Here is a 16633-nt window from a genome sequence, read left to right as displayed (position 1 = left end):
GGCTCCCGTTGTTTTTATGCTTCGATCAGCGCGGCAAGAGGTACTTTTCGATGGCCTGCGCTACGCCATCCTCGGTGTTCGACCCCGTCACCACGTCGGCCTGACGCTTCACCGCGTTCTCGGCCTGCCCCATGGCAATCGACAACCCGGCAACATGGAACATCGCCGGATCATTGCCGCCATCGCCAATTGCAGCGGTCTGCGCCAGCGGCACGCCCAAATGCGCGGCCAAGGTTGCCAACGCAGCGCCCTTGTTGGCGTCCAGCGCTGTCACGTCAAGGTACACCGGTTGCGAGCGCGACACCTGTGCCAACCCTTCGACCTTCGGCAGCAACTGCGCCTCCAGTTCGATCAGCAGTTCAGTGTTGTTGCTGGTCGCCACAATCTTGTCGATACGTTCCAGATACGGCTCGAAGCTCTCCACCACCACCGGCGGATAACCGAGCCCGTGCTGCTCGCGCGGCACCATCGGCCCGTGCGGATCCTTGAGCAGCCAGTCGCCACCGCTGAACACCCAGATTTCGACATCCGGCTGATCGGCGAACAACGCCAGTGCAGTCAACGCTGCTGTGGCCGGCAGGTAATGCGCAACCAGAATGCTGCCATCCGGATTGACGATCGTGCCGCCATTGAACGCCGCGGTCGGCAGGTCGACGCCCAGCGCTTCGATCTGCTGCAGCATGGCTTTGGGCGGACGCCCGGTGGCCAGGCTGAACAGCACGCCCGCCTCGCGCAGCGCACGAACGGCATCGATGGTGCGCTGGCTCAGACTGTGATCGGGCAGCAACAGCGTGCCGTCCATGTCACTCAACAGAAAACGGATCGGCTCGCTCATCCGAGACCATGCCAGACGCGACCATCGCGAGTCAGCAGATCATCGGCGGCTTTCGGCCCGTCTTCGCCAGCGGCGTAGCTCTGCACGCTCGCGTCCTGTTGCCAGGCGTCGAGGAACGGCTGCACCGCGCGCCAGCCGTTCTCGATGTTGTCAGCGCGCTGGAACAGCGTCTGGTCACCGGTCAGGCAGTCGTAGATCAGGGTTTCGTAGCCGGTGGACGGCTGCATTTCGAAGAAGTCCTTGTAGGCGAAACCCAGCTCGATATTGGCCATGTTCAGCGCCGGCCCCGGCCGCTTGGCCAGCAGGTCGAACCACATGCCTTCGTTGGGCTGGATCTGGATACGCAGGTAGGTCGGCTGCAATTCGTCGACCTCGGTATCGCGGAACTGCGCATACGGCGCCGGTTTGAAGCAGATGACGATCTCGGTGTCGCGCACGCTCATGCGTTTGCCGGTGCGCAGGTAGAACGGCACGCCGACCCAGCGCCAGTTGTCGATCATCACTTTGAGCGCCACGTAGGTTTCCGTGGTGCTGTCGGGCGAGACGTTGTTCTCGTCGCGGTAACCGGATACCGGTTTGCCAGCGACTTCACCGGCGCTGTATTGACCGCGCACCGAGTTTTCCCGTGCTTCCTCGGTGGTCCAAGGGCGGATCGCACCGACGACCTTGGCCTTCTCGCCGCGCACCGCATCGGCGCCGAACGCCGCCGGCGGTTCCATGGCGACCATGGCCAGCAACTGGAACAGGTGATTGGGCACCATGTCCCGCAGGGCGCCGGTGTGTTCGTAAAAACTGCCACGGGTTTCGACGCCGACGGTTTCGGCGGCGGTGATCTGCACGTGGTCGATGTAATGGTTGTTCCAGAACGCTTCGAACAGGCTGTTGGAGAACCGGCTGACCAGAATGTTCTGCACGGTTTCCTTGCCCAGATAGTGATCAATCCGGTAGATCTGCTTTTCCGACATGACCTTGAGCAGGCAGGCGTTCAACGCCTCGGCGGTTTGCAGGTCGGAGCCGAACGGTTTTTCGATCACCACCCTTCTGAAGGCTTCCGGGGTTTCTTCGAGCAATCCGGCGCTGCCGAGACGGCGCACCACTTCGCTGAAGAAACGTGGCGCGGTGGCCAGGTAGAACACCGCATTGCCAGTACCGCTGTCGGCGATTTTCGCCGCCAGGGCTGAATAGGTGCTGTCGTCCAGGAAATCGCCCTGGACGTAGCTGATGCCTTTGGCGAGCTTGGCCCACAAGGCCGGATCAAGCATCTGATCGCCCTTGCCGACCTTCGCTGCCACTTCGGTGCGGATGAAGTCTTCGAGCTTTTGCGCGAAGGCTTCATCGGTGATGGCGTTGTGATCAACGCCGACGATCCGCAGACCCTCATCCAGCAGGCCGTCGCGACTCAGGTTGTACAGCGCCGGCATCAGCAGGCGCTTGACCAGATCACCGTGGGCGCCGAACAAAAACAGCGTGGTCGGTGGCGCGGGTTCTGCCTTGGATTTCCTGCGGATCGTATGGGTCATTTCTTCGGTGTCTCCACATGGCCGCCGAAGCCGAAGCGCTGGGCCGAAAGAATCTTGTCGCCGAAAGTGCCCTGACCGCGCGAGCGGTAGCGCGAGAACAGCGAGTTGGACAGCACCGGTACCGGCACCTTTTGTTCCATTGCCGCTTCAATGGTCCATTGACCTTCGCCGCTGTCGGCTACGGAGCCAGAGAAACCGTCGAGTTTCGGGTCGACCGCCAGGGCATCGGCGGTCAGGTCGAGCAGCCAGGACGACACCACGCTGCCACGACGCCAGACTTCGGCTATGTCGGCCACGTTCAGGTCGAAACGCTGGTCTTGCGGCAAAAGCTCGCTGGACTTGGTCTTGAGGATGTCGAAGCCTTCGGCGAACGCCGCCATCATCCCGTACTCGATCCCGTTGTGGATCATCTTGACGAAGTGACCGGCACCGGCGGGACCTGCGTGGATGTAGCCGTGCTCGGCACGGTGGTCATCGGACTTGCGGTCCTTGGTGCGCGGGATGTCACCCATGCCCGGCGCCAGCGCGGCGAACAGCGGGTCAAGACGCTTAACGGTCTCGGCATCGCCACCGATCATCATGCAGTAGCCGCGCTCCAGGCCCCAGACGCCGCCGGAGGTGCCGACGTCGATGTAGTGCAGGCCTTTCTCGGCCAGGGTCTTGGCGCGGCGGATGTCATCCTTGTAGTTGGTGTTGCCGCCATCGATGATGGTGTCGCCCGCCTCGAGCAGATTGCTCAGGGCTTCGATGGTGTCTTCAGTCGGTGCGCCGGCCGGCAGCATGACCCACACCGCGCGCGGCTTGGCCAGGCCTGCGACCAGTGCAGGCAGGTCGGCGACGCCGGTAGAGCCCTCGGCGGCCAGGGTGTCGACAAAGGCGGTATTGCGGTCGTAAACAACGGTGGTGTGACCGTTGAGCATCAGACGTCGCGCAATATTGCCGCCCATGCGGCCCAGTCCAATAATCCCGAGTTGCATGTGCTGATGCTCCTTACTACAAATAAAAGTGTGTCAAAGGTATAGCCCAACGCGACTAATGGAGGTTAGTCCAGAGCGTCGGGTTGAAGTTTCCGTGCATTGTGCCCGATCCAGACTGATAACGTCGGGAAACGTGTCGAAGACACAACGACCATGAAAAATAAAAAAGTTCCATTCACGAGCAAAAGAAATCAAAATCGGCGCCGATAGCAGGTCAAGGCCCGAAACCGGGGCTGATCTGCAGTTGAGACACGCCATTTGCGAGGTGAGCAATGGGCACAGTACACACAGCAATGCCGCCACAAACCCTGTACGTCACCATCCGTCGCGATGAATTGCGACAGTTGAAAGATGAACGCGATCAGCTCAAGCAGGAACTCGCGCAATTGCGCCTGCTGACCCAAGGCGCCGAGCCACAGCCCTTGCCGCGCGTACAGCGCTCGCCCCACGCCTGATCTCCCCGCCCGCTTCGGGAGCGGCCATTGCCGTTCCCGACATGCTGCACCTCCTGCCTGTTTCGGCAACTAACAAAGTTTTCACATTGGCTTGTTGATACTCCGGCGCATTCTGGCCGTGCGTGTCTGCGCATGGCCTCCGTTCGTCGGGTTCATAAGCGGTTACATGAAGCGCCCGGCGGTGGATGTGACGACTGAGCTGGAGTGCTGAATGGCGGTGTTCAAACGCAGCAATACGACTGCGACAGGTTTTGACTGGGCCGGTTTTATCTGGCTGTTCGTGTTTTTCTGGTACTTCTCCGGTATCACCCAACTGCTGATCCAGTTGACGGGCACTTCAGGGTTCACGGGCTTTCGCCAGGCCTTCGTGATGAGCGCCGTGTGGCTCGCGCCGATGTTGTTGTTCCCCAAACGCACCCGTTTGCTCGCCGCGCTGATCGGCGTGGTGCTGTGGGCCTGCTCGATGGCCAGCCTGGGGTATTTCTTCATCTATCAGCAGGAATTCTCCCAGAGCGTCATCTTCATCATGTTCGAATCGAACGTGTCCGAAGCCGGCGAGTACATGACCCAGTACTTTGCCTGGTGGATGGTTCCGGCGTTCCTCGCACACACTGCGTTCGCGTACTTCCTGTGGACCCGCCTGCGTCCGGTGTACTTGCCCCGTGGCCGGGCACTCGTCGCCGCCATGGCGATTCTGGTGGCCGTGATCGGCTACCCGCTGGTCAAGCAGACAATGCGCACGGGCAGCCTTGCTGGCGGTTTCGAGAAATTCGAGACCCGCATCGAGCCGGCCGTGCCGTGGCAGATGGCCGTGGCGTACCACCGCTATCAGGACACCCTGGCCGACATGCAGGGCATGCTGCACAGCGCGAGCAAGATCCCGCCGCTGAAAAACCTCAAGGACTCGGGCGCCAACCAGCCGGCAACCCTGGTGCTGGTGATCGGCGAATCCACCAACCGCCAGCGCATGAGCCTCTACGGCTACCCGCGTAAAACCACGCCGGAGCTGGACAAGCTCAAGGATCAGCTGTCGATCTTCGACAACGTCATCACCCCGCGCCCTTACACGATTGAAGCGCTGCAACAGGTGCTGACCTTCGCCGACGAAGAAAACCCGGACCTGTACCTGTCCACGCCGTCGCTGGTCAGCATGATGAAACAGGCCGGCTACAAGACGTTCTGGATCACCAACCAGCAGACCATGACCAAACGCAACACCATGCTCACGACCTTCTCCGAACAGGCCGACGAGCAGGTGTACCTGAACAACAACCGCAACCAGAACGCCGCCCAGTACGACGGCGACGTGATCGAACCGTTCAACAAGGCCCTGGCCGACGCGGCGCCGCGCAAGTTGATCGTCGTGCACCTGCTCGGTACGCACATGAGCTACCAGTACCGTTATCCGCCGAGCTTCGACAAGTTCCAGGACCGCAACGGCGTTCCGGCCGGTGTGCGTGACGATCAGGTTCCGACCTACAACAGCTACGACAACGCGGTGCTGTACAACGATTTTGTGGTCTCGAGCCTGATCAAGGACTACGCCAAATCCGATCCGAACGGCTTTTTGCTGTACCTCTCCGACCACGGTGAAGACGTGTTCGACTCGGTGGGCCACAGCACCTTGGGTCGCAACGAAAACAAGCCGACCGCACCGATGTACACCATTCCGTTCATGGCCTGGGCGTCGCCGAAGTGGCGTGAAAACCACGACTGGAGTTTCGCCGGGGATCTGAGCCGCCCTTACAGCAGCTCGCACCTGATCCACACCTGGGCGGACCTGGCCGGTTTGAGTTTCGATGAACTGGATCGCACCAAGAGCGTGGTCAGCGACAGCTTCAAGCCGCGTCCGCTGTTGATCGGCAACCCTTACGAACGCGAACAGCGGGCCCTGATCGACTTCAGCCTGATGAAGCCGAAGAAACCCGCCACTGCGACCACGGAAGTGGTTCTGCAACAGTAACAAAAAGGGCCGGAAACGGCCCTTTTCGACATTTACAGCCGCACTGCCCCCTCCTTCCTTACGACCAGCACGCGTCATTCACGCGTGCAGCGTTCGTCCGATACGCCGTGGAAACACCCTGTAAAACCTACACTGAACGAGCGTTAACCTCTTGTTAATGCCCTCGACGGACACTGCGCCCCGAGGCCCTGATTCATGGACGAACGGCTCCGACATTTTTCGTAGGAGGCACCATGAAAACCACGACTGCAATTCTTGCAGGCCTGCTTACCCTCGCATCCGCCAGCGCATTCGCCGAAGGCGGCGCCGAGCGCATGAGACATTACTGGGCCAATTTCCCGGTTCATTCCGCACAGAGCCAGCAGGCTGAGGCGAAGACCAATGAACTCAAGGTTCCGGACGACCAGACGGCCCAGGTCACCGAGTCCTATCGCCCTTGAGCGAACGCTTTACCGATGGACCTGCGATGGCTCCGCTCTGGCCCCGCAGATGACAGTTGGGCGCCCTCTCCGGGCGCCTTTTTTTATGCCTGCAGATCCTTGATCCAGAACAGCATGCGCCCGTGACTGGGGTCGAACATGCCCGGCGCGAAGCCGAACTTGGCGTAGGAGTTTTGCGCCACGGCATTGCCTTCAAGTACTTCCAGAGTGATCTTGCAGCAACCGCGCTGACGGGCTATTTCCTCGACCTTGCGCAGCATTTTCTGGCTCAACCCCAGACCGCGAAACTTGGTCACCACCGACACATCGTGCACGTTGACCAATGGTTTACAGGCAAACGTGGAAAACCCTTCAAAGCAGTTCACCAGCCCCGCCGGCTCGCCACCGACGAACGCCAGGACGCTGAACGCGTGGGGCCGCTTGGCCAGTTCGGCGGGCAGTTGCTGCAACAGTTCGGGGGCAATGGGATGGCCGCCGCCCATCGGGTCTTCGGCGTAATGATTGAGCACCACACCGATGGCCTCGGCATGCACCGGGTTGGTGTAACTGGCTTGAAGCACAAGAATTTCTGCGGAATCCATTTCCTTCCTCGATCGCACGGGGCCCCGGCGCGTTTGATACACACTGATAGGCTCGGCGACCTTAGCGCGAGGCAGGCCCCGGCCACAACCCGACGTAATCAGTGGCCCCAGATGAGTTCTTCAGTCCAGCCCAGCTCGGCGAAATCCTCGGCTCGCAGACCGGATTCGCCGGCACAGAAAAACTCGTCCAGTTGCGGCGGTTTCACCGAGGTGCCGCTGAGCATCGCGTGGACCTGGCCACGATGATGGATCTGATGCTCGAAAAGGTGGGAAATCATCCGCAGACGACTGTCGTGTTGCGGCGTGTCGCGGGCGATGGTGACGATGCGCCCCAGATCGGCATCGCGCAGTTGCTCGCAGTAGGCGATCAGCCGACGGTCGACATGCGCCTGCTCATGCCGCAAGGCCTGCGCATCGGTGAAGGGTTCGTCAGCGTTGAAGAACACGTAGCAATCGGGATGCGGTTCGTCACCGCGCAACTCGCGCTCCAGCGCATCGACGTAGAACCAGTCGCAGGTCAGGATGTGATTGAGGGTCAGGCGGATGCTCGGGAAGAAACTGACCCGTGGCGCCGCCAGCTCCGTGTCGTCGAGCTGGCTCCAGGCCTTGGCCAGTCGATGGTTGGCCCAGGCGTTCTGATAAGCCATGGTCAGCAAATGGTGGGACAGTGGCTGAGTCATGTCGCGCCCTCCGTGTTTCAGGTTTCGGCGAAGCGTTGCAGCTGCATCTCCTGCAAGCGGCTGAGGGTCCGGCGGAACGGGAATTCCAGGTAGCCCTCGGTGTACAGCGCGTCCATCGGCACTTCGGCCTCAATGTACAGCGGCACCTTGCGGTCGTAGCACTCGTCGACCAGCGCGATGAACCGGCGCACGCCGTCGTCGTGCACCGACAACTGCGGCAATTCGCGATCGCCGGCCACTACCCGTTCCGCGCCGTCCTCGGTGCCACGGGCAATCCGCCCTTCGCGCTTTTTCGCGCTGAGGTTCGGCACCTCGCTCAACAGGATAGCCCGGTAGGTGTCGCACAGCGCGATGAAGTCCATGGCGGCGAACGGTTGCTCGCACAGATCGGCATAGCGGCACCACAGCACCGAATCGCCGGCCTGTACCACGTTCAAAGCACGGTAACCGACCGGCACCGGTTCGGCACTGACGGTCTGCCCGGCGGCCAATGCGTCGAACACCTGACTTAGCTCGCTACCCTGCCCTGCAGAGGCGACCCAATAGCGTTGTTCGACAGCGCCGGGATGCAAGCGGTGATCGTCGGCGCCATTCACCGCGACCACTTGCATGTGCTGCTTGATCGCGGTGATTGCCGGCAGGAAGCGATCGCGGTTGAAGCCGTCGGCATACAGCTGATCCGGCGGCAGGTTGGAGGTGCAGACCACCACCACACCTTCATCGAACATCACCTGAAACAGTCGTCCGAGAATGATCGCGTCACCGATGTCATTGACGAACAGTTCATCGAAACACAACACCCGCACCTCGGCCGCCAACTCACGGGCCAGGGCCCGCAATGGGTCGGCGATCCCGGTCAACTGAAAGGAACGCTGGTGCACCCAGCCCATGAAGTGATGAAAGTGCTGCCGCCGCGCCGGCACCCGCAAGCTCTGATGAAACTGGTCCATCAGCCAGGTCTTGCCGCGTCCGACCGGGCCCCACAGGTAAACGCCGGTGACCGAACGGGCACCGGCGTGCAGGGCTTCATGGCATTTTTGCAAGGCCCAGACCGCGTGTTCCTGGGCTTCATCCTGGATGAAGCCCTTGTGGTCGACGGCGTATTGCCAGGCGCTCAAAGGGGAGTCGAAAGTCATGCGCGGCAGTATGCCACGATGGCTACAGGGAAATATCCAGCCGAGCGATTTTGCCCTGTTCGTTGAGCCGGAACGTGTAGCGCAGCTCCAGCGGACTGCCGGGGAACGTTCCGGAGATCAGCCCTTGCACCAGCACCTTGCCGGTGCGCTGCTGGACGCCGAGTACTTCGACCCGTGGCTGATAGCGCTGGGCGGTGTCTTGCATCCAGTCGGCGATGGCCTGCGGGCCGACCTGATGATGGCCTTCATCGAACACATGGGCATCCTCGGCAAAAAAACTGCCGACCCGGGACGTATCGCGAGCATTGGCGGCGTTGATGTATTCAACGATGGCCGGGGCGAGGATCGAGGTGGGGTGGAACATGATTACAGCTCCTTTTTTCGGGTTCTGTCGCCATCCTAGAACAGCCCTGCGTCAATTCCTGTCAGGAGTGAAACGGCCATTTTCGTCCAGTTGCATCTGCCGCTGCCAGGTGCGCAACAGGTCGCTGCGCCGCCCCGGATAGCGCTCGCCCTGCAGGCTCGCCGCGGCAATCCGGTCGGTGCGAAAGGTGCGATAGGCGCCGCGCAATTCACACCACGCCACGATGATCCGCACCTCATTGAGAAAACCCAGCGCCAGTGGCCAGATCAAGCGCTGGCTCTGCACCTGCTGCGCATCGGCGTAATCGATGTGCAGCTTGGACTGATCGCGGATCGCGTGACGGAAAACGTTCAACGGCACCGCGTTTTGCGGAAAACCGTAACCCGGCGGCCCGGGCATGACGGTCGGGTTGCGCAGCGCTTCCTGGGCCTGCGGGTCCAGCACCGCAGCGATTTTCGCCAGCGCATCCGCCGCAGCCTTGCTCAGCACCTCGTCGCCACGCTGATCGACATAACGCAGGCCCAGCACGATGGCTTCGGTCTCGTCGGCGTTGAGCATCAGCGGCGGCAGAAACAGACCGCTGCGCAATACGTAACCGATGCCCGCCTCGCCATGGATCGGCGCGCCGAGTGCGGTCAGTTCGGCGATGTCGCGATAGAGCGTGCGTTCGGAGATTTCCAGCTCGCAGGCCAGCGTTGCCGCGGTCACCGGGCGCTTCTTGCCACGCAGCACTTGCAACAGGGTCAACAGGCGTGTGGTTCGCGACACGGTGTGAGGCTCCGGGCAAAAATTTGCCGGAGCTTAGCAGAGCCTAGTGTCAGAAATTGTCAGGAGCTTTCACCAGACTCGGAGGGGATCACGCGTCGACTTTGTGCCGGGCCGCATACAGGCAAAGCATCTCCATGGCCAGGGTTGCCGCCGCCAGCGACGTCACGTCCGCGTGGTCATAGGCCGGGGCCACTTCCACCACGTCCATGCCCACCAGATTGATCCCGCGCAGGCCGCCAAGGATCTCCAGCGCCTGCACCGTGCTCAGGCCGCCGCAAACCGGCGTACCGGTGCCCGGTGCAAAGGCCGGATCCAGGCAATCGATGTCGAACGTCAGGTACACCGGGTTATCCCCGACTCGCGCACGAATGGCCTCGACGATCGCCTCACAACCACGGCGATGCACCTGCCGCGCGTCCAGCACCTGAAAACCCTGATGATCGTCGTTGGTGGTGCGCAAACCGATCTGCACCGAACGCGCCGGATCCACCAGCCCTTCCCGCGCGGCGTGCCAGAACATGGTGCCGTGATCGACCCGCTTGCCACCCTCGTCCGGCCAGGTGTCGCTGTGTGCATCGAAGTGGATCAGCGACAGCGTGCCGTGCTTGCGCGCATGGGCCTTGAGCAGCGGGTAACTGATGAAGTGGTCGCCACCAAAGGTGAGCATGGCGCTGCCAGAGCTGAGGATGTGCTCGGCGTGGGCCTCGATGCTTTCCGGAATGGTGTGCGGCGAGCCGTAATCGAAGTCGCAATCGCCGTAATCGATCACCGCCAGATGATCGAACGGGTCGAACGCCCACGGCCAGTGCCGTTCCCAGGCAATCCCGGTGGAAGCCGCACGAATTCCGCGCGGCCCGAAACGCGCGCCGGGACGGTTGCTGGTGGCGGTGTCGAACGGCACACCGCTGACCGCCACGTCCACGCCGCGCAGGTCACGGCTGTAGCGCCGGCGCATGAAACTGGTGATCCCGGCGTAGGTGCTTTCGGCAGCAGTGCCGTAAAGGCTGTCACGGGTCAGGGCCTGATCGTTTTGCATGGGCACGTCCATCGGTGTGTTCCTGTTGTTATGAAGGGCTATTGGCGGCTACGGAAGGTGGTCCACAGGCGTGTGCGCTGGCGCATGTCCTTGAGGCTCATGCTGTGGTCGGCGTACAGCCGCTCGCGCACTTCGGGTTTCGGGAAAATGTCCGGATCGTTGCGCACCGCTTCGTCCACAAGCGGCGTGGCGGCCTGGTTGGCGGTGGCGAAGAACAGCGTATTGGTCAGCGCCGCCACGGATTCGGGGCGCAACATGAATTCGATGAAGGTGCGTGCGGCTTCGGGGTGCGGCGCGTCTTTGGGGATGGCGAGGTTGTCCTGCCACACCAGCGTGCCTTCCTTGGGAATCCGGTAAGCGACCTCAAACGGCTTGTTGGCCTTGCGCGCCTGATCGGCGGCCATGCTCGCGTCACCGTTGTAGGTCAGCGCCAGGCAGACGCTGCCGTTGGCCAGATCGTTGATCTGCCGGCCGGTGGCGACGTACAGCACCGAGGGCTGCAACTTCTGCAACAAGGCTTCGGCGGCGGCCAGATCGGTCTTGTCGGTGCTGTAGGGATCTTTACCGAGATAGTGCAGCGCCAGGCCGATCACTTCCTGAGGCGAGTCGAGAATCGCAATCCCGCAATCCTTGAGTTTGCTGGCATATTCCGGCTTGAACAGCAGATCGAGGCTGTTGAGCGGCACGTCCGGCAGCCGCTGTTGGACTGCCTCGACGTTCATGCCCAGGCCGAGGGTGCCCCAGGTGTAAGGCACGCCGTAGCGGTTGCCGGGATCGACCGCCGCCAGTTTTTCCAGCAGATCCGGATCGAGATTGGCGTAACCCTTAAGCCCTTCGTGAGGGATTTCCTTCAGCGCGCCGGCGGCCAAACCACGGGCCAACACGCTGGACGATGGCACCACCACGTCATAGCCACTGCCGCCCGTAAGCAGCTTGGTTTCCAGCACCTCGGAGGTATCAAAAGTGTCGTAGCGCACGTGGATGCCGGTTTCCTTTTCGAAGCGCTGCAAGGTTTCAGGCGCCACGTAATCGGCCCAGCTGTAGAGATTGAGGGTTTTCTCTTCGGCCTGGGCGGCGATGGAGACGGTAAGCAACAAAGCGGGCAAACACAGCTTGAAGACGGGAGCCATGACGAACACCTGACCGAAGGAAGTGGTGGCAGGATGCGCCGTCGGATACATTCGAGAAATATCAAGTTTGTTAACCTGACTTTATCCCGGAGTAATGTGATGCTCGGTCAGCTCCACGATGTCGATCTTCAGCTTCTGCGGCTGTTTCTCGGCGTGGTCGAATCCAATGGTTTCAGTGCTGCTCAAGGTGAACTGGGCCTGAGCCAGTCGAGCATCAGCCAGCAAATGGCCAAGCTTGAAACCCGTCTCGGCTATCGGGTGTGCAACCGTGGCAAGGCCGGTTTCAGCCTGACGCCCAAGGGCGAACAGCTGTTGATTGCCGCCCGGGCGCTGTTCGATTCGATCGAAACCTTCCGCCATCAATCCAACGGCGTCGCCGGACGATTGATCGGTGAAGTGCGGCTGGGTCTGTCGGAAGCGGTCGATCAGTCGGTGCTGCAACGAGTGGCGGATGCGATCCGGCGGTTTCGCGAGCGGGACGAATCAGTGCGTATCGAGCTGATCAGCGCCATGCCCGGCGAAATGGAGCGCCTGCTGCTGCAACAGCGGCTGGATTTGGCCATCGGTTACTTCTCCCAGGTGCAGAGCGCGTTCGACTACCGTGAACTGTTCAGCGAAACCCAGCATCTGTACTGCGCGCCCGGCCATCCGCTGTTTACCGACGAGGCGCCCGATGACGCCGCGTTGCAGGCCTGCGACCGGGTCGATCATCCCTACCGGTTCCTGCGCAGTGACGAGCCGTTTCAGGGCAAGGTCTGCTCGGCGCGCTCGGAACAGGTCGAAGGCACCCTCGCCTTCATTCTCTCCGGCAAGCACGTCGGTTATCTGCCCAACCATTACGCCCGCCAATGGCAGGACAAGGGCCTGCTGCGACCGGTGCGCGAAGGCGAGTTGAGCTTTGACGTGGCGTTCCACTTGGCCCGCCATCGGGCGCAGGTGCCCGGCGATGCACAGAAGGCTTTTGAAGAAGATCTGCTGTCAGCCTTTGGTCGAACCTGATCATTTTTTGGAACGCGGAGCGTCCCCGGCTGCATTCCCACGCAGAGCGTGGGAACGATCATGCGTTGCCCTCGCCTCCCGCTTACGGCATCCTGCGCACCCATTTTCCGACCCGGCCCCGCATTGCGGCACGCAAACCACCATGACCGTCTCTGAAAAAGCCCCGCGCAACAACGATCTGATCTACGGCCTCAACGACCGTCCGCACTTCACCGCAACGGTGTTTGCCGCCCTGCAACACGTGCTGGCCAGCTTCGTCGGCATCATCACCCCGACCCTGATCATGGGCGGTGCCCTCGGCCTGCAAAGTGAAATCCCGTACCTGATCAGCATGGCGCTGTTCGTCTCGGGCCTCGGCACCTTCGTTCAGGCCAAGCGCTTCGGCCCGGTCGGTTCGGGGCTGCTGTGCCTGCAAGGCACCAGTTTTTCCTTTATCAGCGTGATTCTCAGCGCCGGTTTCATGGTCAAGGCCCGGGGCGGCGGCACCGATGAAATCCTCTCGACGATCTTCGGCGTGTGCTTCTTCGCCGCATTCATCGAAGTGGTGCTGAGCCAGTTTATCGGCAAGTTGCGCATGCTGATCACCCCGGTGGTTACCGGCACCATCATCACCCTGATGGGCCTGTCGCTGATCAAAGTGGCGATGACCGACATTGCCGGCGGCTTCGGCGCGGCGGACCTGGGCGCGGCCAGCCATGTATTCCTGGCAGCGCTGGTGCTGGGCACCATCGTGGTGTTGAACCGGGTTGATGTGCCATTCCTGCGCCTGGGGGCGATTGTCATCGGCCTGACCCTCGGCTACGTGGTGGCGTGGCTGATGGGCACCGTGGATTTCGCCAATCTGCCGCAAGTGCCGGTGGTCAGCGTGCCGGTGCCGTTCAAATACGGTTTCAACTTCGACTGGGTGGCGTTCGTGCCGGTGGCGGTGATTTTCCTGGTGTCGCCGCTGGAAGCGGCCGGTGACCTGACTGCCAACTCGATGATTTCCCGGCAACCGGTCAAGGGCCCGCTGTACATCCGCCGAATCAAGTCCGGGCTGCTCGCCGATGGCCTCAACTCGGCCATGGCGGCGGTTTTCAACAGCATGCCGATGGTGACTTTCGCCCAGAACAACGGGGTGATCCAGCTCACCGGCGTCGCCAGCCGTTACGTGGCGTTCTTCATCGCCGGCCTGCTGGTGTTGCTGGGGCTATTCCCGATGATCGGCGCGGTGCTGCAACTGATGCCGAAACCGGTGCTCGGCGGCGCAGAGCTGGTGATGTTCGGCACCGTAGCCGTGGCCGGGATCAAGATCCTCGCCGAGGCCGGCCTGCATCGGCGCAACATGCTGATCGTGGCGATTTCAGTCGGCATGGGCCTGGGCATCGCCGCCGTGCCGGAAGTGCTGCGCGAACTGCCGCAGGCGCTGCGCAACATCTTCGAATCGCCGATTACCGTCGGTGCACTGTGTGCCATCGTGCTGAATATCTTCCTGCCGGAAGAATTCATCGAACTGGAAGAAGATGACTTCGACCCGGAAGCCTCTATCCTTCAGGTCATGGAAAACCCCGACCTGCCGGCCAAAGCTGAACCCGCATCAACGGTCGCTGTCGCACAGTTGAACCGTTGATCCTGTCCGCTCGATGAAAAAAGGGCTGATACCGGCGACGGTTCAGCCCTTTTTCAATGAGAGAGCATCAATGCGCCGCCTCCATGCCGTCATCCTGTCCCTGCTTCTGCTCTCCCTCAGCGCCTGCGCGCTGTTTCCCAACCGCGACCCGGTGAACATCAACGTGGTCGGCCTCGAACCGCTGCCGAGCCAGGATCTGGAAGTGCGCTTCGCGATCAAGCTGCGGGTGCAGAACCCCAACGAAACGCCCATCGACTACAACGGCATCGCGCTGGATCTGGAGGTCAACGGCCACTCCCTGGCGTCGGGGGTTAGCGATCAGAGCGGCTCGATTCCACGGTTCTCCGAAACCATCGTCAGCGTCCCGGTGAGCATTTCCGCGTTCTCGGTGCTGCGCCAGACCTTGGGCCTGAGCCAGACGCAAACCCTCGACAACCTGCCCTATGTGCTGCGCGGCAAACTTGCGGGCGGGTTGTTTGGCACGATGCGTTTTGTCGACACCGGCAAGCTGCGTCTGCCTCGAGCCAGTGCCGCAACCTGGTAAAGATGCGGTAGCCTGCAGCGTTTACTATCAGAAACATGGAAGCCGCAGGTTTATGGAAGACATCCCCACGCTGTACACCGAACGACTGATCTTGCGTCCACTTGAACTGGCGGACGCCGAGGCCATCCAGCAGCAATTCCCCCACTGGGAAGTGGTGCGTTATCTGAACGTCTTCGTGCCCTGGCCTTATCCGGACGACGGCGCCCTCACCTACCTGCGTGACATTGCGCTGCCTGCCATTGCAGCGGGCAAAGAGTGGCACTGGACGATTCGCCTAAAATCGGCGCCAGAGCAATTGATCGGCAACATCAGCCTGATGGACGAGCCGGACAACCACCGTGGGTTCTGGCTCGCCCCGGCCTGGCAGGGTCAGGGCTTCATGACCGAAGCCAGCGAAGCCGTGACCCGGTACTGGTTCGAAACCCTCGATCAACCGTTGATGCGCGTGCCGAAAGCCGCACCGAACCTTGGTTCGCGAAAGCTCTCGGAACGCGCTGGCATGCGCTTGATTCGCACCGATGAGGACGACTTCGTCGGCGGCCGCTTCCCACGGGAAATCTGGGAAATCACCCGCGAAGAATGGCGGCGCCGACAATCCGTCAAACCGTGAAACGCACGCCTGGCTTGGCCCGCTCATCGACGCTCAACTCGAACACATCCGGCCGCGCGTAGTGGCCGACCACGTCGTAGTCGTAGCGGGCGCGCACCAGTTCTGCGGTATCGATTTCGGCGGTGAGCAGCCCGGCCTCGCCGCGCAACGGCCCGGCCAGCACGTCGCCCATCGGCCCGACGATCACGCTGCCACCGGCAATCAGCGGCCGGTCCGCCGGCCAATTGGCGATCTCTACGCCCAGTTCATTCGGTGAGGCCTGCACCTGACAGGCGCTGACCACAAAGCAGCGCCCTTCGTGGGCGATGTGGCGCATGCTCACCTGCCACATCTCGCGCTCGTCCACGGTCGGCGCGCACCAGACCTCGATGCCTTTGGCGTACATCGCCGTGCGCAGCAGCGGCATCATGTTTTCCCAGCAGATCACGGCGCCGAGTTTGCCGACCTGAGTGTCGAGCACCGGCAGTGTCGAACCGTCGCCCTTGCCCCAGATCAGCCGTTCGGTGCCGGTAGGCATCAGCTTGCGGTGTTTGGCCACGAGTCCTGCCTGCGGGTCGAAATACAGCGCGGTGCAGTGCAAGGTGCTGCCGGCCCGTTCGATCACGCCTATCACCAGATTGGCCCCGGTGCGTGCCGACAGACCGGCCAGCGCTTCGGTTTCCGCACCGGGCACATCGATAGCGTTGGCGAAGTAACGGGCGTAGGCCTCGCGGCCTTCCGGCAAGCGGTAACCCAATTGCGTGCCGAAGCCCTCGCCCTTCGGGTAACCGCCGAGCAACGCTTCGGGCATCACCACCAACGCGGCGCCGGATTCGATGATCGCGGTTTCCCAGCTCAGGATCTGTTCCAGGGTCTCAGCCTTGCCACCGGGCAAGGCGCCGATCTGCAGGGCGGCAACGATTGATTTGGGCATGGCGGTCACTCCGTGAAGTTCAGGTGTTGCTCATTCTCCGGCGCCACGGGATCATGAATAAAGACCGATCCAC

Annotated in this window: 18 protein-coding genes; 7 read left to right on the top strand and 11 right to left on the bottom strand. The window is 61.8% G+C overall.

Going from position 1 to position 16633, the window contains the following annotated elements; translation table 11 throughout:
• Positions 1–25: 25 nt before the first annotated feature.
• The 3 genes from ABFB52_RS14410 to gnd are packed head-to-tail and all read right to left on the bottom strand — an operon-like array spanning position 26 to position 3332.
• Positions 26–835 carry an HAD family hydrolase gene (locus ABFB52_RS14410; protein ID WP_129972769.1) on the bottom strand — a complete coding sequence of 270 codons (810 nt, stop codon included), beginning with the start codon at positions 833–835 and terminating at the stop codon, positions 26–28.
• Positions 832–2355, bottom strand: a complete 1524-nt coding sequence (gene zwf, locus ABFB52_RS14405; RefSeq protein ID WP_102686239.1) for a glucose-6-phosphate dehydrogenase — start codon at positions 2353–2355, stop codon at positions 832–834. Before zwf ends, ABFB52_RS14410 begins: the two co-directional genes overlap by 4 nt.
• Positions 2352–3332, bottom strand: coding sequence for a phosphogluconate dehydrogenase (NAD(+)-dependent, decarboxylating) (gene gnd / locus ABFB52_RS14400; RefSeq protein ID WP_085745788.1), 981 nt, complete (start codon positions 3330–3332; stop codon positions 2352–2354). The genes zwf and gnd overlap by 4 nt, the downstream gene beginning before the upstream one ends.
• 272 nt (positions 3333–3604) lie before the next feature.
• Between gnd and ABFB52_RS14395 the strand changes: the two genes are divergently transcribed.
• The 3 genes from ABFB52_RS14395 to ABFB52_RS14385 all read left to right on the top strand — a co-directional run bounded on the left by ABFB52_RS14395 (position 3605) and on the right by ABFB52_RS14385 (position 6190).
• On the top strand, positions 3605–3787 hold the full coding sequence (locus tag ABFB52_RS14395) for a DUF6026 family protein (protein ID WP_007957508.1): 183 nt from the start codon (positions 3605–3607) through the stop codon (positions 3785–3787).
• A 211-nt stretch (positions 3788–3998) separates the two neighbouring features.
• Positions 3999–5750 (top strand): phosphoethanolamine transferase CptA, encoded by a 1752-nt coding sequence (locus ABFB52_RS14390; protein WP_102686240.1) that lies wholly within the window; start codon positions 3999–4001, stop codon positions 5748–5750.
• 233 nt (positions 5751–5983) lie between these two features.
• Positions 5984–6190, top strand: a complete 207-nt coding sequence (locus tag ABFB52_RS14385) for a hypothetical protein (RefSeq protein ID WP_085603949.1) — start codon at positions 5984–5986, stop codon at positions 6188–6190.
• Positions 6191–6273: 83 nt separating this feature from the next.
• Here the strand turns inward: ABFB52_RS14385 and ABFB52_RS14380 are convergent, their stop codons facing one another.
• From ABFB52_RS14380 to ABFB52_RS14350, 7 genes are all read right to left on the bottom strand, one after another.
• Positions 6274–6771 (bottom strand): GNAT family N-acetyltransferase, encoded by a 498-nt coding sequence (locus ABFB52_RS14380; protein WP_085745791.1) that lies wholly within the window; start codon positions 6769–6771, stop codon positions 6274–6276.
• 98 nt (positions 6772–6869) lie between these two features.
• Entirely contained in the window at positions 6870–7451 is a 582-nt protein-coding gene (locus ABFB52_RS14375) for a DinB family protein (RefSeq protein WP_129972770.1), read from the bottom strand.
• A 17-nt stretch (positions 7452–7468) separates the two neighbouring features.
• Positions 7469–8587, bottom strand: a complete 1119-nt coding sequence (gene zapE / locus ABFB52_RS14370) for a cell division protein ZapE (RefSeq protein WP_129972771.1) — start codon at positions 8585–8587, stop codon at positions 7469–7471.
• Positions 8588–8609: 22 nt separating this feature from the next.
• Positions 8610–8951, bottom strand: a complete 342-nt coding sequence (locus ABFB52_RS14365) for a nuclear transport factor 2 family protein (protein ID WP_064596354.1) — start codon at positions 8949–8951, stop codon at positions 8610–8612.
• Between the two features lie 51 nt (positions 8952–9002).
• The gene (locus ABFB52_RS14360; protein WP_102718022.1) at positions 9003–9719 is read right to left on the bottom strand and encodes a YafY family protein; all 717 of its coding nucleotides are present in this window, start codon (positions 9717–9719) and stop codon (positions 9003–9005) included.
• 88 nt (positions 9720–9807) lie between these two features.
• Entirely contained in the window at positions 9808–10767 is a 960-nt protein-coding gene (gene speB / locus ABFB52_RS14355; protein WP_064381781.1) for an agmatinase, read from the bottom strand.
• 26 nt (positions 10768–10793) lie between these two features.
• The gene (locus ABFB52_RS14350) at positions 10794–11885 is read right to left on the bottom strand and encodes a polyamine ABC transporter substrate-binding protein (protein ID WP_129972772.1); all 1092 of its coding nucleotides are present in this window, start codon (positions 11883–11885) and stop codon (positions 10794–10796) included.
• A 99-nt stretch (positions 11886–11984) separates the two neighbouring features.
• Between ABFB52_RS14350 and ABFB52_RS14345 the strand changes: the two genes are divergently transcribed.
• The 4 genes from ABFB52_RS14345 to ABFB52_RS14330 all read left to right on the top strand — a co-directional run bounded on the left by ABFB52_RS14345 (position 11985) and on the right by ABFB52_RS14330 (position 15647).
• On the top strand, positions 11985–12884 hold the full coding sequence (locus ABFB52_RS14345; RefSeq protein WP_129972773.1) for a LysR family transcriptional regulator: 900 nt from the start codon (positions 11985–11987) through the stop codon (positions 12882–12884).
• A gap of 142 nt (positions 12885–13026) precedes the next feature.
• Complete coding sequence (locus ABFB52_RS14340) at positions 13027–14493, top strand: nucleobase:cation symporter-2 family protein (RefSeq protein WP_129972774.1); 1467 nt, start codon at positions 13027–13029, stop codon at positions 14491–14493.
• A 70-nt stretch (positions 14494–14563) separates the two neighbouring features.
• The gene (locus ABFB52_RS14335; protein ID WP_129972775.1) at positions 14564–15037 is read left to right on the top strand and encodes an LEA type 2 family protein; all 474 of its coding nucleotides are present in this window, start codon (positions 14564–14566) and stop codon (positions 15035–15037) included.
• Positions 15038–15089: 52 nt separating this feature from the next.
• Positions 15090–15647 (top strand): GNAT family N-acetyltransferase, encoded by a 558-nt coding sequence (locus tag ABFB52_RS14330; protein WP_129972776.1) that lies wholly within the window; start codon positions 15090–15092, stop codon positions 15645–15647.
• On the opposite strand, the gene ABFB52_RS14325 is transcribed toward ABFB52_RS14330, so the two are convergent.
• Complete coding sequence (locus ABFB52_RS14325; protein ID WP_129972777.1) at positions 15637–16560, bottom strand: carbon-nitrogen hydrolase family protein; 924 nt, start codon at positions 16558–16560, stop codon at positions 15637–15639. The genes ABFB52_RS14330 and ABFB52_RS14325 overlap by 11 nt on opposite strands.
• Positions 16561–16633 lie beyond the last annotated feature (73 nt).

It is taken from the genome of Pseudomonas sp. 9.2(2024) (assembly GCF_039695385.1).
In the GTDB taxonomy this organism is placed as follows: Bacteria; Pseudomonadota; Gammaproteobacteria; order Pseudomonadales; family Pseudomonadaceae; genus Aquipseudomonas; species Aquipseudomonas paraglycinae.
This window is presented reverse-complemented; position numbering and strand designations above follow the sequence as displayed.